Origin of the sequence: Cobetia marina, from assembly GCF_001720485.1 — a bacterium.
GTDB classification, from domain to species: domain Bacteria; phylum Pseudomonadota; class Gammaproteobacteria; order Pseudomonadales; family Halomonadaceae; genus Cobetia; species Cobetia marina.
In genome coordinates this window covers 3,655,300-3,680,911 of the sequence record NZ_CP017114.1, presented here as the reverse complement: position 1 = coordinate 3,680,911, position 25,612 = coordinate 3,655,300, and the positions used below count along the sequence as shown (strand labels likewise).

The following is a 25,612-nucleotide window of genomic DNA, read 5'->3' as shown; positions in this document are numbered from 1 at the left end:
GCACGACGGGTGGTCGAACAGCTGTGAACGACAGCGGGGCGCCTCGTCATTGAGGGGCCTGGTTCGACGCACTCGTACTCCCGGGAGCCTGGTCCACGTCATGGATGATGCATGGCACGCTTGTCTGCCATTGCCTGACTCAAAGCAAGTAGCGCGCCACTTGCGGGGGTGTTGTGCGTCCAACCCCCGTCATATCAAGGGCTTGGAATCATCATGTCGGGCAAGGCAGCAGTGGGGAGTAATCAGGGCGATGCCCAGTGGCGGTGCGCGGCGGGGTGAGGATGATCCAGTCTGGCGCACGTGGCGGGCGAGAGATCGCCAGATCACGCCATGCATCATTGCTGTGCAGCCGGGCGCGCCCTTGCGCACTGCGGAAGGCCTTTAAGGCCAGCGCTGCACCAGTTTGTGGCATGAATCCTGCAGTGTCAGAGGCGTGACGCCATCCCGACTCCCGCTTGCGAAGACGCCGTCGTCCTTGATCTCGGACGTCGGTGCCTGATCGCTCGAGGCGTCGCCTGACACCCCGGCACCACCGCCTGACACACTGCCAAGGAAGCCTGATATGCCCGTGACCGTGTTGATCGTCGATGTGCGCAGCGAGCGTTCCGCCGCTCTGGAGCAGGCGCTGTTGAGCGCCGGCTTCGAGGTGGCGCTGCGGGTCGATGAACACGAGGACCTGCATGCGCTGGTGCAGCACCATCAGCCGGATGCCGTGATCATCGACGCCGACCTGCCCAGCCGTGACACCCTCGAGCACCTCGGCCAGCTGGGGCGTCACTATCCCAAGCCGATGATCATGCTGGCCAGTGAGGACGCGCCGGACCTGGTGCGCCAGGCGGCTGGCGCCGGCGTGTCCGCTTACGTGGTGGATCACGTCATGCCGGCGATGGTGCGCAGCATGGTCGAGGTGGCCATCACCAGCTTCGAGGCTCACCGTGCCCTCAAGGGCGAACTCAATCGCACCCAGACCACTCTGATACAGCGGCGCAGCGTGGATCGCGCCAAGGCGCTGGTGATGGAGAGTCGCGGACTGGGGGAGGATGCGGCCTACCAATATCTGCGCAAGACCGCGATGAATCGGCGTCTGGCATTGCACGAGCTGGCCGATGAGCTGCTCAAGGCGTCGCGTCGGCACTGAGCCGAGTCTCGTGATGTCCTTCTCTTTCGATCGTTCAAAAGGTGGATGTGATGCTCAGTGATTCTCTTCTCAATGGCCATCAGTTGACGCTGGGGTTGATGCCGCTCAATGACGCGGCTCCTCTGGTGGTGGCGGAGCGTCAGGGGTTCTTCCGTGAGGAGGGGCTGGCCGTGACGCTCAAGTGGCAGCCGTCGTGGGCGGCACTGCGCGATGACCTGCAGACCGGCGTGTTGCAGGGCGCGCAGATGCTGGCGCTGATGCCGCTGACCTCGACCCTGGGGCTGGATGGCCGCGCCACACCGGTGATCAGCGCGATGACGCTCAATCTGGGCGGCAACTCCATCACCCTGTCGCGGGCCCTGATGGCGGCGCTGGCCGAGGAGGGGCATGACCTGGGCTCTCCGCTGGCGGTGTCTCGGGCGCTGGCGGCGCACGTGCAGGCGCGCCGCGAGCGTGGGGAGGCGGCGCTCAAGCTTGCCAGCGTGCATCCCTTCTCCTCGCACCGCTATCTGCTGCGTTACTGGCTGGCGGCCGGCGGGATCGACCCGAATCGCGACATCGAGATGCGTGCGGTGGCCCCGCCGTTGATGGCCGCCCAGCTGGCAAGTGGCGCGCTGGACGGCTTCTGTGTCGGAGAGCCCTGGAACAGTCTGGCCGCCGTGCAGGGCATGGGGCAGGTGGTGGCGGGCAGTCATGATATCTGGCGCTTCGGACAGGAAAAGGTGCTGGGCGTGCGCGAGGACTGGGCGGAGCAGCACCCGCTGGCGCATCAGGCGCTGATTCGTGCGCTGCTCAAGGCCTGTGCCTGGCTGGACCGCCCGGGCAACCGTGAGCAGGCCGCGCAGTGGCTGCATGATGAAGGCATGCAGGAAGTGCCGCTTTCGGTGGTGGCGCGTGGACTGCGCGATGTGGATGTCGAGCAGTCGGTGGAGGCGTTCCAGCGGGAAAATCCCGGCTGGACCATCTTCCATCGCTATGCGGCCAACTTCCCGTGGCGCTCGCAGACCCGCTGGTATGCCGCCCAGATGCAGCGCTGGGGGCATCTCGAGGGAGTCAGCGACAATGACCTCGAAGCGACCCTGGCACGCTGCGTACGCCCGGACCTCTACCGCAGCGCAGCCCGCAAGCTGGGCATGGTGGTGCCGGTGGCGGATGAGCGCAGCGAAGGCACGCATCCGGCGCCCTGGTGGCTGAGCGGAGAGGCGGGCCAGGTGCCGATGCCGGCGGATGGCTTCATCGATGGGGCGGTCTTCGAATGACACCGCTGGCGCGCGCTGAAGCGTGAGGCGACAAGCCGAGGGGTGAGCAGTGGGAAGCGAGTCAAGAGGCGAGAGGTGAGGGGGGAGGGGGTAGAGAAAAGACGCCCGCGAGCGCGAAACCTGTCGGCTCAGGCATGTTGGCAGTGCGGTTATGATATTCTCATCCCACTGCCAGCACCGCGTCAGGGGATCGCATGACCACTCGCAAGTCTCAGATTCGCAAGGATAATGTCGGCCGCATCCTGCTCGCCGCCGAAAAGATCTTCGCTCTCAAGGGCTATGTCGGCGCCAGCATGGTCGATATTGCCGCCGAGGTAGAGCTGCCCAAGTCCAATCTGCATTACTACTTCAGCACCAAGGAAGCGCTGTATCGCGCGGTCCTCGATGGTCTGCTGGCGCTGTGGAAGGAAGATGCGCTGTGCTTCGAAGCCTATGACGACCCGCAGCTGGTGCTCTCCACCTACATTCGCGCCAAGATGATGCACTCGCGCCAGCGTCCGTATGGCTCCAAGGTATGGGCCAGCGAGATCATGCAGGGCGCGCCGGTGCTGGGCGAGGAGCTGACGGTGTGGCTCGACGAGTGGGCCGAGATGAAGAAGTCACGCCTGCGCCAGTGGATCAGTGAGGGGCGCATTGACAACGTCGATGCTTCCGCCTACCTGTACATGATCTGGGCCAGCACCCAGCACTACGCCGACTTCGACCACCAGATCACGGTGCTCAATCAGGGCAAGGCGCTGAGTGATCGCGAATTCGAGCAGGCGGTGCAGAACGTCACGCGGGTGCTGCTGAAGGGCGTTGGCCTGTCCGCCTGAGTCATCAGGTGATGTCATTATTACATTACCCTAAGGCTAACAATGATCATCATTGATGGATCATGAGACCATTGAAAAGGGGCTGCCATTGCTGGCAGCCCCTTTCTGTTTTCACGCCACTGAACGTGGTGTCATGCGCTGGAATCTGTGCGGATCATCCGGATCTTGTCCTCAACGTCAGGGTCACGCCGCGCGATGCGGGTTGCGCGGGTCCTCCATCCAGTTCATGTACGGCTTGCCGGTGTCCTGCACTTCCATGGTGATGCAGTCCTCGACCGGGCAGGTGATCTCGCACAGGTTGCAGCCCACGCAGTCGGCGTCCTTCACCTCATAGCGGGCGGTGCCGTTGTCCCTGGCCAGATGCAGGATGGCCTGGTGCGAGGTGTCCTCGCAGGCGATGTAGCAGCGTCCGCAGCCGATGCACTTGTCCTGGTCGATCCGCGCGATCACCTGGTAGTTCATGTCCAGCTGCTTCCAGTCGGTGGTGTTGGGCACCGCCGCGCGGGAGAACTCCTCGATCCGCTGATAGCCCTTGCTGTCCATCCAGCGCCCCAGGCCGTCCTTCATCTCCTCGACGATACGGAAGCCGTGCAGCATCGCCGCGGTGCACACCTGCACGCTGCCCGCGCCGAGGGCGATGAATTCCGCGGCATCTTCCCAGTTGGAGATGCCGCCGATACCCGAGATCGGCAGGTTGGCGGTTTCCGGCGTGCGCGCGATCTCGGCCACCATGTTCAGCGCGATGGGCTTCACGGCGCTGCCGCAGTAGCCGCCATGGGTGCTGCGGTCGCCGACGATGGGATGCGCGACCATGCGGTCGAGGTCCAGATGGGTGATGGAGTTGATGGTGTTGATCAGCGAGACGGCATCTGCACCGCCACGCCAGGCCGCCTTGGCCGGTTCGCGCACGTCGGTGATGTTGGGGGTCAGCTTGACGATCACCGGCAGCGAGCTGTAGGTCTTGCACCAGCGCGTGATCTGCTCGACATACTCCGGCACCTGGCCCACCGCCGCGCCCATGCCGCGTTCCGGCATGCCGTGGGGGCAGCCGAAGTTGAGCTCGATGCCGTCACAGCCGGTAGCCTCGACCTGCGGCAGGATGGTCTTCCAGGCCTCTTCCTCGCACGGCACCATCAGCGAGACGATCAGTGCGCGGTCCGGCCAGTCCTTCTTGACCTGGGTGATCTCGCGCAGGTTGATCTCCAGCGAGCGGTCGGTGATCAGCTCGATGTTGTTGAAGCCGCTGACCTCGCCATTCGGGCCATAGTGCGCCGAATAGCGCGAGGAGACGTTCACTGCCGCCGGGTCTTCCCCCAGCGTCTTCCAGACCACGCCACCCCAGCCGGCCTCGTAGGCGCGTACCACGTTGTAGGCCTTGTCGGTGGGCGGGGCGCTGGCCAGCCAGAAGGGGTTGGGGGCACGGATGCCGGCGAAGTTGACCGACAGATCGGCCTTGTAGCTGGCGACGTGATCGTCAGCCGCTGCAGAACTTGAACCAGAGCCTGCCGGACGCGCGTTGTCATCATTGAGCGGGGTATGAATGGTCATCAGGCGGCCTCCACCTTGAGCATCAGATCGTGATGGATGGCCTCGGCGGCCAGCTTGCCGTGGGCGACGGCTTGAACGGTGAGATCCTGTCCGCGGGCGATGCAGTCACCGCCGGCATAGACGCCGGGCAGACTGGTGCGCAGCATCTCGTCCACCTCTATCTTCGCCCCCTCGCGGGCCAGCCCCGCGGCATGCGCATCGCTCAGGCTCGCGTCATCGAAGCCCTGACCGATGGCGGTGAAGACCCCATCGCAGGCCAGCGTGAAGGTCTCGCCGGTATCGACGAGTCGGCCATCCTCGACCCGTGTGCGCGCGAACTGCATCGCATTGAGCGCGGCGTCACCACCATCCTCACTGTCGCTTGCCACATCGATGGCCAGCGGACGCGCCCAGGTGTGGATCATCACGCCATTGGCCCGCGCGATTTCCTGCTCGTGATGGGTGGCGGACATCTGCTCCTCGCCACGCCGATAGACCAGATCCACCGTCTGTGCGCCCAAGCGTTTGGCCTGCACGGCGATGTCGATGGCGGTGTTGCCGGCGCCGATCACCACCGCGTGCCTCGGCACTGCCAGCGCGTTCAGTTCGCCGCTCTGACGCAGCACCTTGATGAAGTCGGTGGCCGCCATCAGGCCGCTGGCATCCTCGCCGGTCAGGCCGAGAGCATGGCTGGTGCCAAGGCCCAGGCCCAGGAAGACGCTGTCGAACTCGCGTGTCAGGGAGGCCAGCGCCAGATTGTCGCCGAGGCGCTGGCCGTGGCGGATCTCGATGCCGCCGATCTCGAGCAGGAATTCGACTTCGCGGGCGGCGAAGTCATCGGTCAGCTTGTAGCGAGCGATGCCGTATTCATTCAGGCCACCGGCTTTCTCCTCGGCCTCGAAGATCACCACATCGTGGCCGAAACGCGCCAGGCGGTGGGCGCAGGAAAGCCCGGCAGGCCCGGCACCGACCACGGCGATGCGCCGGCCGGTGCTGGCTGCCCGCGTGAACGGGTGGGCCTCGAACTGGGCGTTGTCCAGTGCATGGCGCTGCAGCAGACCGATCAGCACCGGCTGGCACTCATCGCCCTGATTGCGCACGCAGGACTGCTCGCAGAGGATCTCGGTGGGGCAGACGCGGGCGCAGCTGCCACCGAGGATATTGGCATCGAGAATCTCGCTGGCGGCGCCGTCGAGATTGTCATCGTGGATACGGCGGATGAAGGTCGGGATATCGATGCTGGTCGGGCAGGCCTTGATGCAGGGCGCGTCATAGCAATACAGGCAACGCGAACTCTCGATGAAGGCCTGACGCTTGGTGAGCGCCGGATGCAGATCAGTGAAGCGCGCACTCAGCGCCTCTTCCGCGAGCCCGGACGGGGCCCAGTGGGAAGGAGTGGAGGATGTCGTCACGGTGTGGCTCCTGCCCGCGCTCAGGCGCGGGGTCGTTGTTGTTGGTCTTGCAGGCGAGTCAGATCGTCTTGCGCTAGCAGCGTCTTGTTTGGCAACGCCTTGATTGGCAGCGCTTCGGGACCGGCAGCGCGTCAGGTGCGCTGCCAGGCCGTCGTTCAGTCGTGTCGTTCAGTCGTGCCGGTCTTGTCTTGTTCGAGTCGTTCGTCGGCCGTCAGCTGCGATCCACGGCGGTGACGACATTGCTCTCGGCGCGGGCCTTGAGCTGGTCGAAGACACTGGGGTAGGGCGGGCGTTCGACGTATTGGCCGTGACCGCGCTTGGCATGCAGCTCGCCATCGCGCCATGCCCAGTCGCCGCGGCTGATGGTGTGACGCGGGATACCCTTGACGGTGCGGCCTTCGAAGATGTTGAAGTCGATGTTCTGGTGGTGAGTCTTCGCCGAGATGGTGCGTTCGGCGTTGGGGTCCCAGACCACGATGTCGGCGTCGCTGCCGACCCGGATCGCGCCCTTGCGCGGGTACAGATTGAAGATCTTGGCGGCGTTGGTGGAGGTCAGGCCGACGAAGTCCTCGGCGGAGAAGCGCCCGGTGTTGACGCCCTCGTGCCACAGCATCGCCATGCGATCCTCGACCCCAGCGGTGCCGTTGGGAATCTTCGAGAAGTCGTCCTTGCCCATCTCCTTCTGCTCGGCGCAGAAGCAGCAGTGATCGGTGGCGGTGGTCTGCAGGTCACCGGACTGGATGCCGCCCCACAGTGCCTGGCGGTGCTCCAGCGAGCGGAACGGCGGGCTCATCACGTGGCCTGCCGCGAATTCCCAGCTCTTGTTCTGATAGACCGCTTCATCGATCAGCAGATGGCCTGCCAGCACCTCGCCGTAGACCGGCTGACCGTGCTCACGCGCGTAGCGGATCTCCTCCAGCGCATCGGCGGTCGAGACGTGAACCAGATACACCGGCGTGCCCAGAGTGCCGGCGATGCGGATGGCGCGGCTGGCGGCTTCGCCCTCGACCTGTGGCGGACGCGACAGCGGATGTGCCTCGGGCCCGGTGATGCCATCGGCCAGCAGCTTCTGCTGCAGGTGGTAGACCAGCTCGCCGTTCTCGGCATGCACGGTGGGAATCGCGCCCAGCTCCAGACAGCGCGCGAAGCTCGAGACGAGGGTGTCATCCGGCGCCATGATGGCGTTCTTGTAGGCCATGAAGTGCTTGAAGCTGTTGACCCCGTAATCGGAGACCAGCGTCTGCATGTCCTGGCTGACGCTCTCGTCCCACCAGGTGACGGCGACGTGGAAGCTGTAGTCGCAGCACGACTTCTCGGCCCACTCGCGCCAGGTGTGATAGGCCTCCATCAGCGGTTGCTGGGGGGAGGGAATCACGAAATCGATGATCATGGTGGTACCGCCGGCCAGCGCCGCGGCGGTGCCGCTCTGGAAATCCTCGCTGGCGACGGTACCCATGAACGGCAGCTGCATGTGGGTGTGCGGGTCGATGCCGCCGGGCATCACCAGACAGCCGCTGGCGTCGATCACCTCGCAGTCGTCCGGTACCTCGAGGTCGGTGCCGATGGCGGTGATGGTCTCGCCGTCACACAGCACATCGGCGGTGTAGCGCTCTTCGTGGGTCTGGATGCTGCCGCCCTTGATCAGGATTGCCATGAATCTCTCCCGGCCGCATCGCGCGGCCTTGTCCGGCATTGAGTGTCAGGTCGTGTTGTCGTTGTCGTTATCGTGCTGGCCGTCATTCACCATCGGTGAGGCGGGTATAGGCGTCCGGACGGCGGTCGCGGAAGAACTGCCAGTTGTTGCGCACCTCGCGCACCATTGACATGTCGAGGTCGTGGATCAACAGCTCGTCCTCGGTGGCACTGGCCTGGGCTTCGATCTGGCCGCGTGGATTCACGAAGTAGGAGGAACCGTAGAACTCGCCGATATCCCAGGGTTGTTCATGGCCGACACGGTTGATGGCGGCGATGTAGCAGCCATTGGCGGCGGCGGAGGCGGGCTGTTCCAGCTCCCACAGATACTGGGAGAGGCCGGCGACGGTGGCGGAGGGATTGAAGATGATCTCGGCGCCGTTGAGCGCCAATGCGCGCCAGCCTTCCGGGAAGTGGCGGTCATAGCAGATGTAGACGCCGATGCGCCCGTAGGCGGTGTCGAAGACCGGCCAGTCGGACTTGCCGGGCTTGAAGAAGAATTTCTCCCAGAAGCCCGCCACCTGCGGGATGTGGGTCTTGTGATACTTGCCCAGATAGCTGCCGTCGGCATCGATGACGGCGGCAGTGTTGTAGTACACCCCCGGCTGCACTTCCTCGTAGAGGGGCACGATGATCACCATCTGATGCTTCTTCGCGTACTGCTGCATCAGGGTGACGGTGGGGCCGTCGGGCACGCGCTCGGCGGCGGCATACCACTTGGCATCCTGGCTCGGGCAGAAATAGGGCTGATTGAAGACTTCCTGGAAGCACAGGATCTTGACGCCTGCCTCACCGGCCTGGTCGATCAGCGGCAGGTGGGCCTCGTTCATGGCATCGCGGATCTGTGCGGGCTCGAGGTCGGTGGAGACGTTGAGTCCCATCTGGATGACGGCGCAGCGCAGCTTGCCGGCATCCTCGCGGTAGGAGATGCGGGAGTCGTTCGACATGTCATCCTCATCGGGCGCTTGGCGCCGGTTGTTGTTGTCTTCAATGAGTGCTGGTGGGCAGAGCGGGTGAGCCGGGATGGCGCGAAATGGGTCCTGGAAAATCACTCCGCCTGTCCGGAAAGTCTGCATGCCCGCGGCAGGTATCGTGGGTCAGGGAAGGTCCGATGCAGATCCTGTCTCACCAGTCAGCTTAATGAACATTAGACAGTGTTCCCGCGTTCGGCAAGACGAAGTGTCAAATAAAGTCTCGTGAATTTATCTTGTTGTTATAAAAGGATTTTCGGTCAAGATTTCGCATGAATTCACCATTGTGGTGCCAGAAGAATCAGCGTGGTTCACGCGATACTAAAAGGAAAACTCAATGCACATCAGTGGCTTGTGACCGTCTGTATGAGCCCTGTGCAAGACCGCCTTGCACCAGCTTGGAACCTGACCATACTGACAATTGGCGCGAACACGGCGTGTCGCCACCTGATGGGCATCAGACGGTCAAACCCGCGCCATTGCCTCTCAAGTTGTCTTGCGTGACAGGTTTGATTTGACGGCAATAATGCCGCCATCGGCATGCGATTTGCCCATGAAAGGTACCGCTTCATGATGATGGGTAATTCGAGCATCCCTTGGCTGAAACAGGGTGAAAAGTGAATCAGGAGGGTGAAGGAAGGGACGGATCTTCAAAGACGGCAAGACGCGCCACAGAGCGCAAAGCCAGGACAAGCGACGTGCATCACCCTCAACAATAACAACAGCTGAACAGGTGAGGACTCATGGCCCCGACACAGACTCGCTCGCACATGGTGCGCAGCAATGAGGAAATGATCGAGCTGGTGGTGGCGCAGGACGTCGCCCGCAGCCCGCGCTACAACGAGGATATCGCGCCGACCAGGAGTGCCGAGCGCACCTGGTCGCGCTGGAACATCGCCGCACTGTGGGTCGGCATGTCGATCTGCGTACCCACCTATACCCTGGGCGGCGTGCTCACTGCCTACTTCGGATTGAGTGTCGGCGAGGCGCTGATCACGATTCTGGTCGCCAATCTGGTGGTACTGATCCCGCTGACGCTGAACGCCTTCCCCGGCACGCGTTTCGGGATTCCCTTTCCGGTAGTGCTGCGTTCATCGTTCGGGATCATCGGCTCCAACGTGCCGTGCATGATTCGGGCGGTGGTCGCCTGTGGCTGGTTCGGTATCCAGACGATGTTCGGCGGCCTGGCGATTCACCTGCTGCTGTCGAGCCTCTCGGCCGACTGGAAGGCGCTGGGCGGGGTAGGCGAGGTCATCGGCTTCTTCATCTTCTGGGCGCTCAACCTGTTCGTGGTGATTCGCGGCGCGGAATCCATCAAGTGGCTGGAGACGCTCTCCGCGCCCTTGCTGCTGGCGGTGGGGGTCGGCCTGATGGTGTGGGCGCTGCCGCATACCTCGATCAGCGAACTGCTGGCCCAGCCACCGAATCGTCCCGAAGGCGATGGCGTGGCCAGCTACTTCATGGCGGGCCTGACCGCGATGGTCGGCTTCTGGGCGACGCTGTCGCTGAACATTCCTGACTTCAGCCGTTACGCGAAGAGCCAGAAGGACCAGATCGTCGGTCAGATCATCGGCCTGCCGCTGACGATGTTCTTCTTCGCGGCGCTCGGCGTGGTGCTGACGGCCGCTTCCAGCTCGCTGGTGGGGGAGACCATCTCCGACCCGGTCAACCTGATCGGTCGCATCGACAGCCCCGGCTGGGTCGCCATCGCCATGGTGCTGATCATCATCGCGACGCTCTCCACCAACACCGCCGCCAACATCGTCTCGCCGACCAATGATTTCCAGAACATCGCGCCGAAATTCATCAACCAGACGCGCGGCGTGCTGCTCACCGGGCTGGTCGGGGTGCTGCTGATGGGCTTCGAGCTGATCAAGAAGATGGGCTGGATCGTCTCCGACGTGAGCCTCGAGAGCCTCTATTCCAACTGGCTGCTGGGCTATTCGAGTCTGCTGGGGCCGATCGCGGGAATCATGATCGTCGACTACTTCGTGATCCGTCGCCAGTCCTTCGATCTGCCGGCGCTCTATCTGGATGGCAGCACCTACCCGGCCTTCAATCCAGCGGGCTTCATCGCCTTCTTCGTGCCGGTGGGGCTGACGGTGATCAGCTTCTCGCAGCCCGGGCTTTCCTGGTTCTACGACTACGGCTGGTTCACCGGCTCGCTGCTGGGGGCGCTGGTCTACTTCGTGGCCAGCAAGCTGCTGGTCAAGGCACCGCCGGTGCATCTGCCGGAGGCGATACCGGGTGGCGGCGCGCAGCGTGCCTGACGCCGCTGGCGGATAGCTCGCAACGCAACGTCACGTGCAACGACAGACGGGCTGCCCATCGGCAGCCCGTCTGTCGTCGTGGCAAGGGGAAGTGATAGCCGGTTGAGGCCTTCGCGCCCTGGGCGTCAGCCCACCAGGCCGGGGATGCCGTCCTCGAAGCGCTCGACCATGAAGTCGACGAACTGGCGCACCTTGGGTGAGAGATGGCGGTGGCGGGGATAGACGATCCACACCCCGGTATCGCGCACCTGATACTCATCCAGCACCGAGATCAGCTGGCCACTGGCCAGGTGAGGCGCGACGTAATAGTCGGGAATCTGGGCAAGCCCGAGGCCCTTGAGCGTGGCGTCCAGCAGTGCCGGCCCGGAATTGGCCTGCCAGCTGCCGGAGATGCGCACCTCGCGTCGCTGGCCCTCGACCTCGAACAGCCATTCACGCTTGGAGCCCGCCAGGCAGCGGTGGCTGGAGAGCTCCGCCAACGTGTGCGGGCGCGGCGCACGCTGAAAGTAGTCGTGCGAGGCGACGACATACTCCTGGCGGTCCACCAGTCGCCGCGCGATCAGCGAGGAGTCCTTGAGCACGCCCATGCGAATGGCGACATCGAAGCCCTCGTCGATCAATTCCACCGGACGATTGGTGAAGTGCATCTGCACTTCCAGCTGCGGGTGCATCAGCTGGAAGTCGTTGACCAGTGGCGCGACGTAGCGCTCACCGAAGGTGGTGGCGCTGGTCAGCTTGAGCACGCCGCTGGGACGGGCATGGAAGTCGCCGATGGCCTGTTCGGCGGCGCGGAAGCCATCGAAGAGGTGATGGCAGTGCTCGTAATACACCTGTCCGGCATCGGTGAGACGCGTCTGACGGGTCGTGCGATAGAGCAACTGGGTATCAAGCTGGGCTTCCAGCTGGCTGATCAGGCGACTGACATGTGAGCTGGAGACCCCGAGATGACGGGCGGCACCGGAAAACGAGCCGATTCTGACGACTTCCACAAAGGCTTCGATGCGGTCCCAACGCTGCATGCCCGCTCCTCATCATTGTTGTTGAGTGACAATAATCATCTGAGTGCTGACGGCTTAATCCCGCCAAGGTCACTGCGTAGACTGTGTTGCATACTGATGGCACCGCACGCGTTGCGGCAATGCATTGCTCCTTGCCTGTTCCCCTGCGTGAACCCCTTGTGAGCAAGGGGTCACCGACAGGCTCGCCGGGAGAATGCCACGGATCAGTCTACCGCCATTGTTGCTCCGAGGAGATATTAATGAAATCACGTGCTGCGATTGCGCTGGAAGCCGGCAAGCCGCTGGAGCTGGTCGAGATCGATGTCGAAGGACCGAAGGCCGGCGAGGTGCTGGTACGCATCGTCAATACCGCCGTCTGCCACACCGATGCCTACACCCTGTCCGGCGCAGACCCCGAAGGCCTGTTCCCGTCCGTGCTGGGCCATGAAGGCGCGGGTATCGTCGAGGAAGTGGGCGAGGGTGTCACCGGTCTGGTGCCGGGCGACCACGTCATCCCGCTCTATACCGCCGAATGTGGCAAGTGCAAGTTCTGCCTCTCCGGCAAGACCAACCTGTGCAGCGCCGTGCGCGCCACCCAGGGCCGTGGCCTGATGCCGGATGGCACCTCGCGCTTCTCGCTGGACGGCAAGATGCTGCACCACTACATGGGCACGTCTACCTTCTCCGAGTACACCGTGGTGCCGGAAGTCTCGCTGGCCAAGGTGTCCAAGGAAGCGCCGCTGGACAAGATCTGCCTGCTGGGCTGTGGCGTCACCACCGGTATCGGCGCGGTGATGAATACCGCCAAGGTCGAGCCGGGTGCCACCGTGGCCATCTTCGGTCTCGGCGCCATCGGTCTGGCCGCCATCCAGGGCGCGGTGATGGCCAAGGCGTCGCGCATCATCGCCATCGACATCAATGAGGACAAGTTCGATCTGGCCCGCAAGTTCGGCGCCACCGACTTCGTCAACCCGAGCAAGCTGTCCGTGCCGGTCCAGGAAGCCATCGTCGACATGACCGACGGCGGCGTCGACTACTCCTTCGAGTGCATCGGCAACGTCAAGGTCATGCGTGCCGCGCTCGAGTGCGCGCACAAGGGCTGGGGCGAATCCATCATCATCGGCGTCGCCGGTGCCGGTGAAGAGATCGCCACCCGTCCCTTCCAGCTGGTGACCGGGCGCGTCTGGAAAGGCTCCGCCTTCGGTGGCGTCAAGGGCCGTACCGAGCTTCCGGGCTACGTCGAGCGCTACATGGATGGCGCGATCAACCTCGACGACTTCGTCACCCACCAGATGCCGTTCGAGAAGATCAACGAGGCCTTCGACCTGCTGCATGAAGGAAAGTCGATCCGTACCGTGCTGAGCTTCTGATCCGCGAGCGATCTTTGGCTGAAACGCCTCCGGGCCGGGCAGGCAAGCGTGATGCCTGGGCGGGCTCGGAGCGTGAAACGGCGTCGGCTTGCCGACGCCGTCTTCATGAGGCGATATCACAAGGGAGAGCATGATGACCGCGACCGAACAACTCGAGCTGGTCAGCGCCAACAAGGTGCATGGTGGCTGGCTCAAGCGTTACCGTCACCGCAGCGGCAGTCTGGATTGCGACATGGTGTTCGCCATCTATCTGCCGCCGCAGGCCGAACAGGGCCCGGTGCCGATGCTGTGGTGGCTGTCGGGGCTGACCTGCACTGACGAGAACTTCATGCAGAAGGCCGGCGCGCAGCGCAAGGCAGCCGAGCTGGGCATCGCCCTGATCTGCCCGGACACCAGCCCGCGTGGCGTGGACCTGCCCGGCGAAGACGAGAGCTATGACTTCGGCAGCGGTGCCGGCTTCTACGTCAATGCCACCCGCGAGCCGTGGGCGCGCCATTACCGCATGTACGACTACGTCACCGAGGAGTTGCCGGCGCTCGTCAAGCGTCACTTCCCGGTGGATGGCGAACGCGAGTCCATCTCCGGTCACTCCATGGGCGGCCACGGCGCGCTGATCTGCGCGCTGAAGAATCCGGGGCGCTATCGCTCGGTCTCCGCCTTCGCGCCGATCGCCAATCCGATGGCCTGCCCGTGGGGCGAGAAGGCCTTCAGCGGCTATCTCGGCGATGACCGCACCCAGTGGGCGCAGTGGGATACCTGCGAGCTGGTCAAGCAGGCGGGCAACAGCGGTGCCGCGCGTCAGGAGCTGTTCGTCGAGCAGGGCGAGAATGACCAGTTCCTGGAAGAGCAGCTCAAGCCGGAGCGTCTGGAGGCGGTCTGCGCCGAGCAGGACCACCCGCTGATCCTGCGTCGCCAGCCCGGCTATGATCACAGCTACTTCTTCATGGCCAGCTTCATCGATGAGCATCTGACCTACCATGCGAAACACCTCCTTTGAGGTGTGAGGATGGTAGCCAATGAAGATAAAAAGGCATGCGAAACACCTCCTTTGAGGTGTGAGGATGGTAGCCAAAGAAGATAAAAAGGCATGCGAAACACCTCCTTTGAGGTGTGAGTGTGGTAGCCAGTGAAGATGAAAAGGCATGCGAAGCACCTCCTTTGAGGTGTGAGTGTGGTGGCCGGTAGAGATGAAAAGGCATGCGAAACACCTTCTTTCTTGAGGTGAGTCTGAAGCCTCGAGCTGTGATGTGACATGGCCAGCCACAGGGGATCGCTCCCCGAGCAGAGAACCTGCGTGAAAGACAGAAACGACAGCCCCGGCATCCATCACAGGATGTCGGGGCTGTCGTTTTTCCGTCATGAGCGACACCGCCTTTCAGAACCTTTCGCTATGAAGGGCGGTTTTCGTGGCTCGCGGTTATATCGCGTCGATGTCAGCCAATCACGGCGTTATTCTGTGCCGTACAGCAACGATGATTTGCCGTGCAGCGGCGATTTAATCGCTGCGCGGTATCAGGGCGATGGTTTACTGTCGAGAGGTGGACAACGCACGACGTCCAAGCAGTGATTCACGACACCCCTGACGTTATCGGACTCCTTCGGGTCGCATCCCGAGTCGCTCAAGCGAGAGATCACGATGATGGCTGTCATCACTGCTGGAATCGCCAACCTTCCGGTCGATTCCCTGCTGAGTGCCAACAACGACAATATCGCGGACCCCCTGATCGCCGACTGATCCGGGTGAGGGCATTCATGCTCCGGTCTGCAACTCAGGCAGATAGCAAGAAGGAGTTCCCCATGGCACTGACCAGTGGCCGCATTGATCGCCCGCACGATCGCTCTCACATGACATCCGGCTTTTCCTCCGATTCCCGCCGGGCGGGGGCTCGCTCGCTGGGCCCTCAGGCCGGCGAGACACGCCAGCCGCAGACCATCGGCTTCCTGTTGCTCGACAGCTTCACGCTCATCTCGCTGGCCTCGGCGGTCGAACCGCTGCGCATGGCCAATCAGCTGGCCGGACGTGAGCTGTATCGCTGGTACACCGTGACCCTGGAAGGCATGCCCGTGCGTGCCAGCGATGGTCTGCAGGTCACGCCGGATGTGTCGGCCGAGACCTGCCCGGCGCTGGACATGGCCATCGTCTGTGGCGGCGTCGGTATCCAGCGGGCGGTGCAGCGCCCGCATGTCAGCTGGCTGCAGGCCCAGGCGCGCGCTGGCCGTCAGCTGGGCGCCGTGTGTACCGGCAGCTGGGCGCTGGCGCAGGCCGGGCTGCTGGAAGGTCACGAGACCAGCATTCACTGGGAGTGTCTGGCGGCCATGCAGGAGGCCTTCCCGCGCGTACCGCTGACCACGCGACTGTTCTCCATCGACCAGCAGCGTGCCACCGCCTCGGGCGGCACCGCGCCGATGGACATGGTATTGACCATGATCGCCCGCGAGCATGGCCGCGAGCTGGCGGCGGGCATCTCCGAGATGTTCATCTGTGACCGCGTGCGCGGCGAGCAGGACCAGCAGCGTGTACCGCTCAAGCACGTGCTGGGCACCACCCAGCCCAAGCTTCTGGAAATCGTCGCGCTGATGGAGGCCAATCTGGAGGAGCCCATCGGTCTGGACGAGCTGGCCCACTACGTGGATGTCTCGCGCCGTCAGCTGGAGCGCCTGTTCCAGCGCTATCTGCACTGCTCACCGTCGCGCTACTACCTCAAGCTGCGCCTGACACGGGCGCGTCAGCTGCTCAAGCAGACGGCGCTGTCGATCATCGAGGTGGCCTCGGCCTGTGGCTTCGTCTCCACGCCGCACTTCTCCAAATGCTACCGCGAGTACTTCGGCATGCCGCCGCGCGATGAGCGTATCGGTGGTGAGCGTCAGCCCGGCGTGTCTGACGTGCCGTGTCGTGCCGATGTCGATCATCAGCTGCACGGCGTGGCCAGTCTGGAAGGCGTACTGCATGGTGCCATCCATCAGTCGCTGAGCCAGACGACTGCCTCCTCGCCGCTGCATACCGCCGCCGAATCGCCGGTGTCCTCGGCGATCCTGGCGCTGGCCAATGCGCGTGGCGAGCCAACCTACGCAAGCGTCAGGCTCTGATCGCCATACACCTGCGTGACGGGATGACCCCTCGATGCCCCTGCCCTTCGGCCGGGGCATCTTGGTTTTCACAGGAGCCATCGGCGGGCTCTGGTACACTCGAGCGCTGCATGAGGCAGTAGCTGACAACAAGGGCTGGGAGACGGGATGACCCGTCGTGATCAGCCACGACACGCGCGACAGGGGACGGCGAGGGATGGCACGAACACAGGGGCAGAAGACCCGCGATGGGCAATCGGCACGCCGCGGCGCGACACGCAGGCCGGCGGCGTCCGTGAAGATGCGCCCGATGGAGCGTCTGCGCTGGCTGGCGACATGGGCGATCAAGGTGCTGGGCTGCTGGATGGTCGCCTGCATCGGCCTGGTGGTGTTGCTGCGCTTCGTGCCATTGCCGGTGTCGATGGTGATGCTGGAGAAGTGGGGCTACAGCCTGGTCTCGGGGGCGCCGATGGCGCTCCAGCATGACTGGGTGCCGATGGAGAAGATTTCCCGCAATGCCCGGCTGGCGGTGATCGCCTCGGAAGACCAGAAATTTCCCGATCACTACGGCTTCGATGTCGATCAGATCGTCAAGGCCATCGATGCGCGCCTGGCCGGTGAACGGCTGCGCGGGGCCAGCACCATCAGCCAGCAGACCGCCAAGAATGTCTTCCTGTGGAACGGGCGCAGCTGGGTGCGCAAGGGGCTGGAGGTCTGGTTCACCATCCTGATCGAGGTGATCTGGCCCAAGGAGCGCATTCTCGAGGTCTATCTGAACGTCGCCGAGTGGGGGCCGGGGGTGTTCGGTGTCGAGGCCGCGGCCGAGCATCACTTCAATACCGATGCCGCCAGCCTGTCCGCCTATCAGGCCAGCCTGCTGGCGGCGGTACTGCCCAATCCGATTCGCTTCAATGCCGGCAAGCCCTCGGCCTATATCCAGCGGCGTGCCAGCTGGACGCGGCGCCAGATGAACAATCTCGGCATGGGCTATCTCAAGCGGCTGGAACAGCCGCGTGGCTGGTTGAGCTGGGACCTGCTGCCTTCGCTGAAGGAGCTGTCTCCCGCGCACTGACCGGCTTGACGGTACACCCTCGGCTGTCCCACGACGCCCCGGCTCTCTCGAGTCGGGGCGTCGTCGTTTCAGAAACGACAGTCCTGACGCGATTCGGTAGCCACGCGTCGCATCTGGCGTCAGAGGGGGAAGAGGGCAGGACTATGCTGGCACAGCCTGCTGGAGATCGTGTTCCGGCAGACCCTGTCCGCCGGGTACGGGCAGTGACCTGACTTCCAGAGCCGCCTGCCCAGCGCCGGAGCGACATGATGTCCGAATTCTCCTCCTCCTTCGGTGGGTCCGATGCGGCCCGCGCCCTGCACGATGACAGCATCGTCATCGATGGTCTGGTGATCGCCAAGTGGCAGCGCGAGCTGTTCGAGGACATGCGCAAGGGCGGTCTGAGTGCGGCCAACTGCACCGTCTCGGTCTGGGAAGGCTTCCAGGCGACCGTCAACAACATCGTCAAGAGCAACCAGCTGATCGCCGAGAGCAGTGACCTGGTCTGCGTGGCGCGCACCGCCGCCGACATCCGCGCCGCCAAGGCCGCGGGCAAGACCGGCATCATCTACGGCTTCCAGAATGCCAACGCCTATGAAGACCAGATCGGCTATGTCGATGTCTTCAAGCAGCTCGGCGTGGGCATCGTGCAGATGTGCTACAACACCCAGAATCTGGTTGGTACCGGCTGTTACGAGCGCGATGGCGGCCTGTCCGGCTTCGGGCGCGAGATGGTCGCCGAGATGAACCGCGTCGGCGTGATGTGTGATCTCTCCCACGTCGGCTCGAAGACCTCCGAGGAAGTCATCCTCGAATCGAAAGTCCCTGTCTGCTACTCCCACTGCGCGCCGGCCGGTCTCAAGGACCACCCGCGCAACAAGTCCGATGCCGAGCTGCGCTTCATCGCCGAACACGGCGGCTTCGTCGGCGTCACCATGTTCACCCCCTTCCTCCGGGCCGGCGTCAACGCCACCGTCGATGACTACGTCGAGGCCATCGAATACGTGATGAACCTGGTCGGCGAGGATGCCATCGGCATCGGCACCGATTTCACCCAGGGACACGGTCAGGACTTCTTCGAGTGGCTGACCCACGACAAGGGCTACGCCCGTCGTCTCACCAACTTCGGCAAGATCGTCAATCCGGAAGGCATCCGCACCATCGGCGAGTTCCCCAATCTGACCGAGGCGCTGCTGCGTCGCGGCATGAGCGAGCATCAGGTGCGCAAGATCATGGGCGAGAACTGGCTGCGCACGCTGGAAAACGTCTGGGGCGGCTGAGTCTGCCTGCCTGGGCCTTTTCTGGTTCGCTCTTTCTTGATCGCACTTTCGTGATCTCTCTCCTGATCTCTTTCTTGAACTCTCTTTTGCATCTCCCTTTCAGCCCCTTTTGAGGACACCGACATGAGCAAGATGGCCCCTGAACTGCCGATCGAGGTGGATAGCGAGACCGGCGTCTGGACCTCCGACGCACTGCCGATGCTGTACGTGCCGCGTCACTTCTTCATCAACAACCATGTCGCGGTGGAAGAGGCGCTGGGCGTGGAGAAGTACGCCGAGATTCTCTACCACGCCGGCTACAAGAGCGCCTGGCACTGGTGCGAGAAGGAAGCCGAGTTGCACGGCCTGGTAGGGGTGGAGGTCTTCGAGCATTACATGAAGCGTCTGTCACAGCGCGGCTGGGGTCTGTTCATCACCGAGGAGATCGATCTGGAGCGCGGCACCTGCAAGGTACGCCTGGAGCACTCCTGCTTCGTCTATCAGCAGGGCAAGACCGGCACAAAGCTTGAGTACATGTTCACCGGCTGGTTCGCCGGCGCGATGGACCAGATTCTGGCCGCGCGTGGCAGCGAGCTGCGCACCGTCGCCGTCCAGACCCAGAGCGGTGGTGAGGAAGGCTGTGATGTGGGGTATTTCGAGGTCGCTCCCGGAACAGTGTGACGTTTTCAGATCCGCCACTCTCTATTCCATGGCTCGGGTCAAGGCCCAGGCCCGGCCCAGGCAAAAGGCAACAGCCGGCTGCCCGATCCTCTCTCTGTCACGACACTCACCACACACACAACAACGACAACGCAACGCCTGAGCGCCGCCTTTCCTGACATGCAAGACGCCTGACGCCGCCCGCCGCCACGAGCCCCGACTCGAGGCGGCGGGCAGGCCAGGCCGGCGTGACAAGGCGGCGCTCTCCCCGGCGAGGAGCTTTCACCATGGCATTCGACGCACTCTTCCAGCCGATCGAGATCGGCAAGCTGACCATCCGCAACCGCGTCGTCAGTACCGCCCATGCCGAGGTGTATGCCACCGATGGCGGCATGACCACCGAGCGCTACGTGCGCTACTACGAAGAGAAGGCCAAGGGCGGGTGTGGCCTGTGCATCTGTGGTGGCTCCTCGGTGGTCTCCATCGACAGCCCGCAGGGCTGGTGGAGCTCCGTCAACCTGTCGACCGACCGCATCATTCCGCATTTCCAGAATCTGGCCGATGCCGTGCACAAGCATGGCGGCAAGATCATGATCCAGATTACCCACATGGGCCGTCGCTCACGCTGGGACGGTTTCGACTGGACCTCGCTGATGTCGCCGTCCGGTATCCGCGAGCCGGTGCACCGCTCCACCTGCAAGACCATCGAAGTCGAAGAGATCCAGCGCATCATCGCCGACTTCGCCCAGGCGGCGCGGCGTGCCAAGGAAGGCGGCCTGGACGGCGTCGAGCTGTCCGCCGTGCACCAGCACCTGATCGACCAGTTCTGGAGCCCGCGCGTCAACAAGCGCACCGATGAATGGGGCGGCAGCTTCGAGGGTCGCATGAAGTTCGGTATCGAGGTGCTCAAGGCGGTGCGCGCCGAGGTCGGCGACGACTTCGTGGTCGGCATGCGCATCTGTGGTGATGAATTCCATCCCGATGGCCTGTCGCATGACGACATGAAGCAGATCGCGGCCTATTACGACGCCACGGGTCTGCTCGATTTCTTCGGCGTGATCGGCTCCGGCTGTGATACCCACAACAGCCTCGCCAACGTCATTCCCAACATGTCCTACCCGCCGGAACCCTTCCTGCATCTGGCCTCCGGCATCAAGGAAGTGGTCAAGATTCCGGTGATCCACGCCCAGAACATCAAGGACCCCAATCAGGCCGAGCGCATTCTGGAAGGCGGCTATGTCGACATGGTCGGCATGACCCGCGCGCACATCGCCGACCCGCACATCATCGCCAAGATCAAGATGGGCCAGCTCGACCAGATCAAGCAGTGCGTCGGTGCCAACTACTGCATCGACCGTCAGTATCAGGGCCTGGATGTGCTGTGCATCCAGAATGCCGCGACGTCACGCGAATACATGGGCCTGCCGCACGAGATCGAGAAGACCAGCGGTCCGGTGCGCAAGGTCGTCATCGTCGGCGGCGGTCCGGCCGGCATGGAAGCGGCCCGCGTGTGTGCCGAGCGTGGCCATGCCGTGACGCTCTTCGAGGCGAAGGAAGAGCTGGGTGGCCAGATCACCACGGCTTCCAAGGCGCCGCAGCGTGACCAGATCGCCGGTATCACCCGCTGGTATCAGCTGGAGCTGGCGCGTCTGAAGGTCGACCTGCGCCTGGGCACCCGCGCCGATGAAGCGACCATCCGTGACCTGCGCGCTGACGTGGTGATCCTGGCGGTGGGCGGCCGTCCGTTCATGGAGCAGTTCGAATCCTGGGGCTACGACGAGGACCCGGCCAAGAGCCTGATCGTCTCTTCCTGGGACGTGCTGGACGGGCGTGTCGCGCCGGGCAGCAACGTGCTGATCTACGACAGCATCTGCGAATTCTCCGGTGTCTCGGTGGCCGATTATCTGGCCACCAAGGGCGCCAGGGTCGAGATCGTCACCGATGACATCAAGCCGGGGGCGGCGGTCGGCGGCACCACCTTCCCGACCTATTACCGCAGCCTGTATGCCAAGGAAGTCGTGATGACCTCCGACATGGTGCTGCATGAGGTCTACCGCGAAGGCGAGGGACTGGTGGCGGTGCTCGAGAATGAATACACCGGCACGCTGGAAGAACGCGTCGTCGACCAGATCGTGGTCGAGAACGGCGTGCGCCCCGATGAAGCGCTCTACTACGCCTTCAAGGATGGCTCGCTCAACAAGGGCCAGATCGACGTCGAGTCGCTCTACGCCATCAAGCCGCAGCCGTGCCTGAGTCAGGCCACCGATGGGGATGATTACCTGCTGTTCCGTCTCGGCGACTGCAATGCACCGCGCAACACCCACGCCGCCATCTATGACGCCCTGCGCCTGTGCAAGGATTTCTGATCGCGTCTGACACATCGGTGGGAGGTTTGGCTATGAACGAAACAGTGTTGTCGGTGTTGATCTTCGCCGCCTTGGCGCTGGCCGCCATCGGTGCGGTCAAGCGCATCGGCCTGTGGCGCCAGGGGCGGGCGGATGCCACGTCCATGAGCGTGGGAGAGCTGATCGCGAGCCTGGCCAAGGTGCCGCGCCGCTACGGGGTGGACCTGCACCACGTGGTCGCGCGGGACCGCTACATGGCCAATACCCACGTCGCCACCGGAGGTGGCTTCGTGGCCGCAGCGCTGCTGATGGTGGTGGTCTACGGCTTCGGCATCGACTCCGCCTGGCTGGGCGTCTTGCTGCTGCTGGCCAGTGGCGCGATGTTCGCTGGTGCGCTGTTCGTGCGTCGTCGTCGTCTCGACCCGCCGGCGCGCCTGTCGCGTGGTCCGTGGATGCGTCTGCCAAAAAGCCTGCTGGCGTTCTCCGCTAGCCTGTTCGTGATGAGTCTGTCACTGGTGCTGCCGGATGGCGTCGGCGGCATGATCTCCGGCGGTATCCTCGGGCTGGTGCTGGTGGCGGGGATCGCCTGGGGGCTGCTCGAGATGATCGTCGGCATGACCGGTGGCGGCTCGCGCATCACCGGGCCGATGAAGCATGCCTTCGCGGGCGCGCTGCATCTGGCCTTCCATCGGCGTCCGGCACGTTTCAGCACCCGTGACAGCGCTGGCATCCGCGACAGCGCGCTGCTGCCGCTGGATCTTTCCGATCCCGAGGCACCGCTGGGCGTCGGCAAGCCTGCCGACTTCAACTGGCGTCAGCTGCTGGGCTTCGATGCCTGCGTGCAATGCGGGCGCTGTGAAGCGGTGTGTCCGGCCTTCGCGGCCGGTCAGCCGCTCAATCCCAAGAAGCTGATCCAGGACATGGTGGTGGGCATGGCCGGTGGCAGCGATGCCGCCTACGCTGGTTCGCCCTATCCGGGCGATGAGCCGAAGCGCGCGCCCGGCCAGCATGGCGGCGGCCCGCAGCAGGCCATCGTCGGGGCCTCTCCGCATGCTCGCCCGGCAACTCAGGCAGCGTCATCCGGGCCGATCCAGATCAAGGCGGCTGGTGAGCAGGACGCTTCTGGTACGAAAAGTGACTCCGACAAGCTAAATCATGAATTCACGGTACTGGTCGAGCCGGAAACCCTGTGGGCCTGCACCACCTGTCGTGCCTGCGCCGAGGAGTGCCCGATGATGATCGAGCACGTCGATGCCATCGTCGACATGCGGCGTCACATGACGCTGGAGCAGGGCGCGACCCCGGGCAAGGGCGTCGAGGTGCTCGACAATCTCATCGCCACCGACAATCCGGGCGGTTTCGCGCTCGAGGCGCGCCTGCACTGGGCGGCGGATCTTGACCTGCCGCGCATCGCCGAGGTTCAGGCCGCTCGGGAAGCGGCGCGTGATCCACGTCCGGTGGAAGCGCTGCTGTGGCTGGGCGATGGTGCCTTCGACATGCGCAACCAGCGCACGCTGCGCGCCTTCGTGCAGGTGCTGCGCGCGGCCAGGGTCGATTTCGCCATCCTCGGTGCCGAGGAGCGTGACAGTGGAGACGTGGCACGCCGTCTGGGTGACGAGGCGACCTTCCAGTCGCTGGCCACACGCAATATCGCCACCCTGTCGAAGTACCGCTTCGTGCGCATCATCACCTGCGATCCGCACAGCTTCCATGTGCTGGGACGTGAATATGCCGCCTTCGGTGGCGACTACCTCGTCAATCACCACACCAGCTACATGAACGAGATGCTGGCGGCGGGACGTCTGAGTCTGGATGCCAGCAAGCTGGCCACGCTCGGCTCGGTCACCTGGCATGACCCCTGCTATCTGGGTCGCTACAACGGGGAATTCGAGGCGCCGCGCACCTTGCTGGCGGCGCTGGGTCTTGAAGTGCGCGAGATGCAGCGCTCCGGCTTCCGCTCACGTTGCTGTGGTGGCGGCGGTGGCGCGCCAGTGACGGACATCCCCGGCAAGCAGCGTATCCCCGACATGCGCATGGGTGACGTGCGCGAGACCGGCGCCGAGGTAGTGGCGGTGGGCTGCCCGCAGTGCACCGCGATGCTGGAAGGCGTGGTGGCGCCGGCCGGTGAAGCCGAACCCCAGGTGCTGGATCTGGCGGAGCTGATGGCGCGGGCGCTGGTAGCGGATGCGTCCACTCAGGGCTTGTTCACGCAGCCCACTGACGCGGAGGTGGCGGCATGACGATCCCCGTCGATCCACAAGCAACCGAGCATCCACACCCATCCGAGCGCGAGCCACTGCCACGCCGTGACCCGCGCCTGGAGCAGCAGGCACGCAATCGTCTGCACCCGGAGCATCTCAGCGCGCTGCAGGCGCTGGGCCGAGGCGCGGCCACTCCTCAGGAGCGCTGGATGGGCCCGAAGGGCGTGATGCGTCGCAATCCCCACGTCGGCCACTTCATCGCCGCCAATGGCCGCAAGCGCATCGATCGCAGTGGCCGCTCCGGGCCTGTCGCGGCAGGTGCCGGTCAGGCCGCCGTCGTTGCCAAGGCGCGCGTGCTGCCGCTGGTCGAGATCGCATCACCCGCCTTCCTGATCGCGGTGGTGCCGGACATGACCGGCGGGCGACTCTCGAGCCACGACCGCGATGTGCTGGGGCTGGCGCGTCAGATCGCCGATGCCGACCCCGCCCATCAGGGGGCGGTGTTGGCCGTCACCTTCGGCACCTTGCGCGAGGAGGGTGACGCCGCCGACAGTGTCGGACTCGGTGCGGCAGGTGCCGATCGCTGGCTGCACTTTGCCGACAGTGTCCACGATGGTTACGCGCCGCTGGCCCAGCTGGCGGAGCTTGAGGCCATTGATACACGCCTGGCACCACGGCTGTGGTTGCTGCCGGAATCCCGCACTGGCGGCGGTGAGCGTGGCCGACGTCTCGGTGCGCGCCTGCTGTGCACGGGCGATGCGCTGGCGCGGCCCAGCGGCAATGTCTATCAACTCGAGGGCGAGCTTGCGGCCATCGGGCGTGGCGAGCTTGCCGAGGTGAACGTCACCGGGCGCAGCGGCAATGGTCAGCAGGACCTGACCCGCGCGCTGACCCGTATCCTGCTGTGCGAGGCGGAATGCGCCGAGCCGGTGGAAGATGTGCGCCACGCCGCGCTGCCGCTTGAGTGGGAGGCAGCCAGCACCGCGCACGCCGTGCCAGACGTGATCGAGGATCTTGGCCCGGTGGCGGTCGATCCCTCCGCGATCGCGCTGGGCGAGGCCGAATTCATTCTCTCGGCGGGCAACGGCATTCGCGACTGGGATGGCTTCCACCGTGCCGCCAGTCTGCTGGGCGCCACCGAAGGCGCCTCGCGGGTGGCGGTGGATGACGGCTTCATGCCGCGTGCCCGTCAGGTCGGTGCCACCGGTACCTGGGTGACGGCGCGGGTGTACGTGGCGGTGGGCATCTCGGGGGCCATCCAGCATCTGCAGGGCATCCAGCGCTGCGACAAGGTGGTGGCGATCAATCTCGATGGCGGCTGTGACATGGTCAAGCGCGCGGATCTGTCGGTGATCGGCGATGCCGGGGCGATCCTCGCCAGTCTCTGTCAGCAGCTCGAGGCCGAACGCGGTGCCGGTGGTGACGCCCAGGCGGCAGGTGGTGCCTCGGCGGCGGGTCAGTCGTCTACTGCGCCCGCCATGTCCTCCAACCCGTCCTCCAACCCGTCATCCAGCCCGTCATCCGCCACGCTTGCCGCCGACGCGGCCTGAACTCGCGCCTGCGACAGGAGAAAGGAGA

18 protein-coding genes are annotated in these 25,612 nt (G+C 64.2%); 13 read left to right on the top strand and 5 right to left on the bottom strand.

Annotated elements, in window-relative coordinates:
- Positions 1-562 precede the first annotated feature (562 nt).
- The 3 genes from BFX80_RS15430 to BFX80_RS15420 all read left to right on the top strand — a co-directional run bounded on the left by BFX80_RS15430 (position 563) and on the right by BFX80_RS15420 (position 3,212).
- Positions 563-1,138 (top strand): ANTAR domain-containing response regulator, encoded by a 576-nt coding sequence (locus BFX80_RS15430; RefSeq protein WP_077379026.1) that lies wholly within the window; start codon positions 563-565, stop codon positions 1,136-1,138.
- 50 nt (positions 1,139-1,188) lie between these two features.
- Entirely contained in the window at positions 1,189-2,397 is a 1,209-nt protein-coding gene (locus BFX80_RS15425; RefSeq protein ID WP_084209361.1) for a CmpA/NrtA family ABC transporter substrate-binding protein, read from the top strand.
- 194 nt (positions 2,398-2,591) lie between these two features.
- Positions 2,592-3,212 carry a TetR/AcrR family transcriptional regulator gene (locus BFX80_RS15420; protein WP_084209360.1) on the top strand — a complete coding sequence of 207 codons (621 nt, stop codon included), beginning with the start codon at positions 2,592-2,594 and terminating at the stop codon, positions 3,210-3,212.
- A 183-nt stretch (positions 3,213-3,395) separates the two neighbouring features.
- On the opposite strand, the gene preA is transcribed toward BFX80_RS15420, so the two are convergent.
- The 4 genes from preA to BFX80_RS15400 all read right to left on the bottom strand — a co-directional run bounded on the left by preA (position 3,396) and on the right by BFX80_RS15400 (position 8,790).
- Positions 3,396-4,760 carry an NAD-dependent dihydropyrimidine dehydrogenase subunit PreA gene (preA, locus tag BFX80_RS15415; protein WP_084209359.1) on the bottom strand — a complete coding sequence of 455 codons (1,365 nt, stop codon included), beginning with the start codon at positions 4,758-4,760 and terminating at the stop codon, positions 3,396-3,398.
- A complete protein-coding gene (locus BFX80_RS15410) occupies positions 4,760-6,151 on the bottom strand; it encodes an NAD(P)-dependent oxidoreductase (RefSeq protein WP_084209358.1) in 1,392 nt (463 codons plus the stop codon). Before BFX80_RS15410 ends, preA begins: the two co-directional genes overlap by 1 nt.
- Before the next feature lie 211 nt (positions 6,152-6,362).
- Positions 6,363-7,805: a dihydropyrimidinase gene (gene hydA, locus BFX80_RS15405; RefSeq protein WP_077379037.1), complete on the bottom strand. Its 1,443-nt coding sequence runs from the start codon at positions 7,803-7,805 to the stop codon at positions 6,363-6,365.
- 82 nt (positions 7,806-7,887) lie between these two features.
- Positions 7,888-8,790 carry a nitrilase-related carbon-nitrogen hydrolase gene (locus tag BFX80_RS15400; protein ID WP_084209357.1) on the bottom strand — a complete coding sequence of 301 codons (903 nt, stop codon included), beginning with the start codon at positions 8,788-8,790 and terminating at the stop codon, positions 7,888-7,890.
- Between the two features lie 767 nt (positions 8,791-9,557).
- Here BFX80_RS15400 and BFX80_RS15395 point away from each other — a divergent pair.
- Positions 9,558-11,084: an NCS1 family nucleobase:cation symporter-1 gene (locus BFX80_RS15395; RefSeq protein WP_170877479.1), complete on the top strand. Its 1,527-nt coding sequence runs from the start codon at positions 9,558-9,560 to the stop codon at positions 11,082-11,084.
- Between the two features lie 125 nt (positions 11,085-11,209).
- Here the strand turns inward: BFX80_RS15395 and BFX80_RS15390 are convergent, their stop codons facing one another.
- Positions 11,210-12,103 (bottom strand): LysR family transcriptional regulator, encoded by an 894-nt coding sequence (locus tag BFX80_RS15390; protein WP_084209356.1) that lies wholly within the window; start codon positions 12,101-12,103, stop codon positions 11,210-11,212.
- A 239-nt stretch (positions 12,104-12,342) separates the two neighbouring features.
- Between BFX80_RS15390 and BFX80_RS15385 the strand changes: the two genes are divergently transcribed.
- The 9 genes from BFX80_RS15385 to BFX80_RS15345 all read left to right on the top strand — a co-directional run bounded on the left by BFX80_RS15385 (position 12,343) and on the right by BFX80_RS15345 (position 25,584).
- Positions 12,343-13,452 carry an S-(hydroxymethyl)glutathione dehydrogenase/class III alcohol dehydrogenase gene (locus tag BFX80_RS15385; protein ID WP_077379043.1) on the top strand — a complete coding sequence of 370 codons (1,110 nt, stop codon included), beginning with the start codon at positions 12,343-12,345 and terminating at the stop codon, positions 13,450-13,452.
- A gap of 133 nt (positions 13,453-13,585) precedes the next feature.
- Entirely contained in the window at positions 13,586-14,449 is an 864-nt protein-coding gene (gene fghA / locus BFX80_RS15380) for an S-formylglutathione hydrolase (protein WP_084209355.1), read from the top strand.
- Positions 14,450-15,249: 800 nt separating this feature from the next.
- Positions 15,250-16,539 (top strand): choline metabolism transcriptional regulator GbdR, encoded by a 1,290-nt coding sequence (gbdR, locus tag BFX80_RS15375; RefSeq protein ID WP_240499605.1) that lies wholly within the window; start codon positions 15,250-15,252, stop codon positions 16,537-16,539.
- A gap of 289 nt (positions 16,540-16,828) precedes the next feature.
- Positions 16,829-17,590: a monofunctional biosynthetic peptidoglycan transglycosylase gene (gene mtgA, locus BFX80_RS15370; RefSeq protein WP_084209354.1), complete on the top strand. Its 762-nt coding sequence runs from the start codon at positions 16,829-16,831 to the stop codon at positions 17,588-17,590.
- 248 nt (positions 17,591-17,838) lie between these two features.
- On the top strand, positions 17,839-18,849 hold the full coding sequence (locus tag BFX80_RS15365) for a dipeptidase (protein WP_077379049.1): 1,011 nt from the start codon (positions 17,839-17,841) through the stop codon (positions 18,847-18,849).
- A gap of 123 nt (positions 18,850-18,972) precedes the next feature.
- Complete coding sequence (locus tag BFX80_RS15360) at positions 18,973-19,509, top strand: DUF5943 domain-containing protein (RefSeq protein ID WP_043333737.1); 537 nt, start codon at positions 18,973-18,975, stop codon at positions 19,507-19,509.
- 266 nt (positions 19,510-19,775) lie between these two features.
- Entirely contained in the window at positions 19,776-21,854 is a 2,079-nt protein-coding gene (gene dgcA, locus BFX80_RS15355; RefSeq protein WP_077379051.1) for a dimethylglycine demethylation protein DgcA, read from the top strand.
- A 32-nt stretch (positions 21,855-21,886) separates the two neighbouring features.
- The gene (locus BFX80_RS15350) at positions 21,887-24,073 is read left to right on the top strand and encodes a (Fe-S)-binding protein (protein ID WP_084209353.1); all 2,187 of its coding nucleotides are present in this window, start codon (positions 21,887-21,889) and stop codon (positions 24,071-24,073) included.
- Positions 24,070-25,584 (top strand): electron transfer flavoprotein subunit alpha/FixB family protein, encoded by a 1,515-nt coding sequence (locus BFX80_RS15345; RefSeq protein ID WP_084209352.1) that lies wholly within the window; start codon positions 24,070-24,072, stop codon positions 25,582-25,584. The genes BFX80_RS15350 and BFX80_RS15345 overlap by 4 nt, the downstream gene beginning before the upstream one ends.
- Positions 25,585-25,612: the final 28 nt, after the last annotated feature.

Coding starts and splice junctions, on each gene's coding strand:
- BFX80_RS15385 (WP_077379043.1), top strand. CDS start 12,343: ATGAAATCACGTGCTGCGATTGCGCTGGAAGCCGGCAAGCCGCTGGAG.
- BFX80_RS15390 (WP_084209356.1), bottom strand. CDS start 12,103: ATGCAGCGTTGGGACCGCATCGAAGCCTTTGTGGAAGTCGTCAGAATC.
- mtgA (WP_084209354.1), top strand. CDS start 16,829: ATGGAGCGTCTGCGCTGGCTGGCGACATGGGCGATCAAGGTGCTGGGC.
- BFX80_RS15425 (WP_084209361.1), top strand. CDS start 1,189: ATGCTCAGTGATTCTCTTCTCAATGGCCATCAGTTGACGCTGGGGTTG.
- BFX80_RS15360 (WP_043333737.1), top strand. CDS start 18,973: ATGAGCAAGATGGCCCCTGAACTGCCGATCGAGGTGGATAGCGAGACC.
- fghA (WP_084209355.1), top strand. CDS start 13,586: ATGACCGCGACCGAACAACTCGAGCTGGTCAGCGCCAACAAGGTGCAT.
- BFX80_RS15365 (WP_077379049.1), top strand. CDS start 17,839: ATGTCCGAATTCTCCTCCTCCTTCGGTGGGTCCGATGCGGCCCGCGCC.
- dgcA (WP_077379051.1), top strand. CDS start 19,776: ATGGCATTCGACGCACTCTTCCAGCCGATCGAGATCGGCAAGCTGACC.
- BFX80_RS15395 (WP_170877479.1), top strand. CDS start 9,558: ATGGCCCCGACACAGACTCGCTCGCACATGGTGCGCAGCAATGAGGAA.
- BFX80_RS15350 (WP_084209353.1), top strand. CDS start 21,887: ATGAACGAAACAGTGTTGTCGGTGTTGATCTTCGCCGCCTTGGCGCTG.
- preA (WP_084209359.1), bottom strand. CDS start 4,760: ATGACCATTCATACCCCGCTCAATGATGACAACGCGCGTCCGGCAGGC.
- gbdR (WP_240499605.1), top strand. CDS start 15,250: ATGGCACTGACCAGTGGCCGCATTGATCGCCCGCACGATCGCTCTCAC.
- hydA (WP_077379037.1), bottom strand. CDS start 7,805: ATGGCAATCCTGATCAAGGGCGGCAGCATCCAGACCCACGAAGAGCGC.
- BFX80_RS15400 (WP_084209357.1), bottom strand. CDS start 8,790: ATGTCGAACGACTCCCGCATCTCCTACCGCGAGGATGCCGGCAAGCTG.
- BFX80_RS15420 (WP_084209360.1), top strand. CDS start 2,592: ATGACCACTCGCAAGTCTCAGATTCGCAAGGATAATGTCGGCCGCATC.
- BFX80_RS15430 (WP_077379026.1), top strand. CDS start 563: ATGCCCGTGACCGTGTTGATCGTCGATGTGCGCAGCGAGCGTTCCGCC.
- BFX80_RS15345 (WP_084209352.1), top strand. CDS start 24,070: ATGACGATCCCCGTCGATCCACAAGCAACCGAGCATCCACACCCATCC.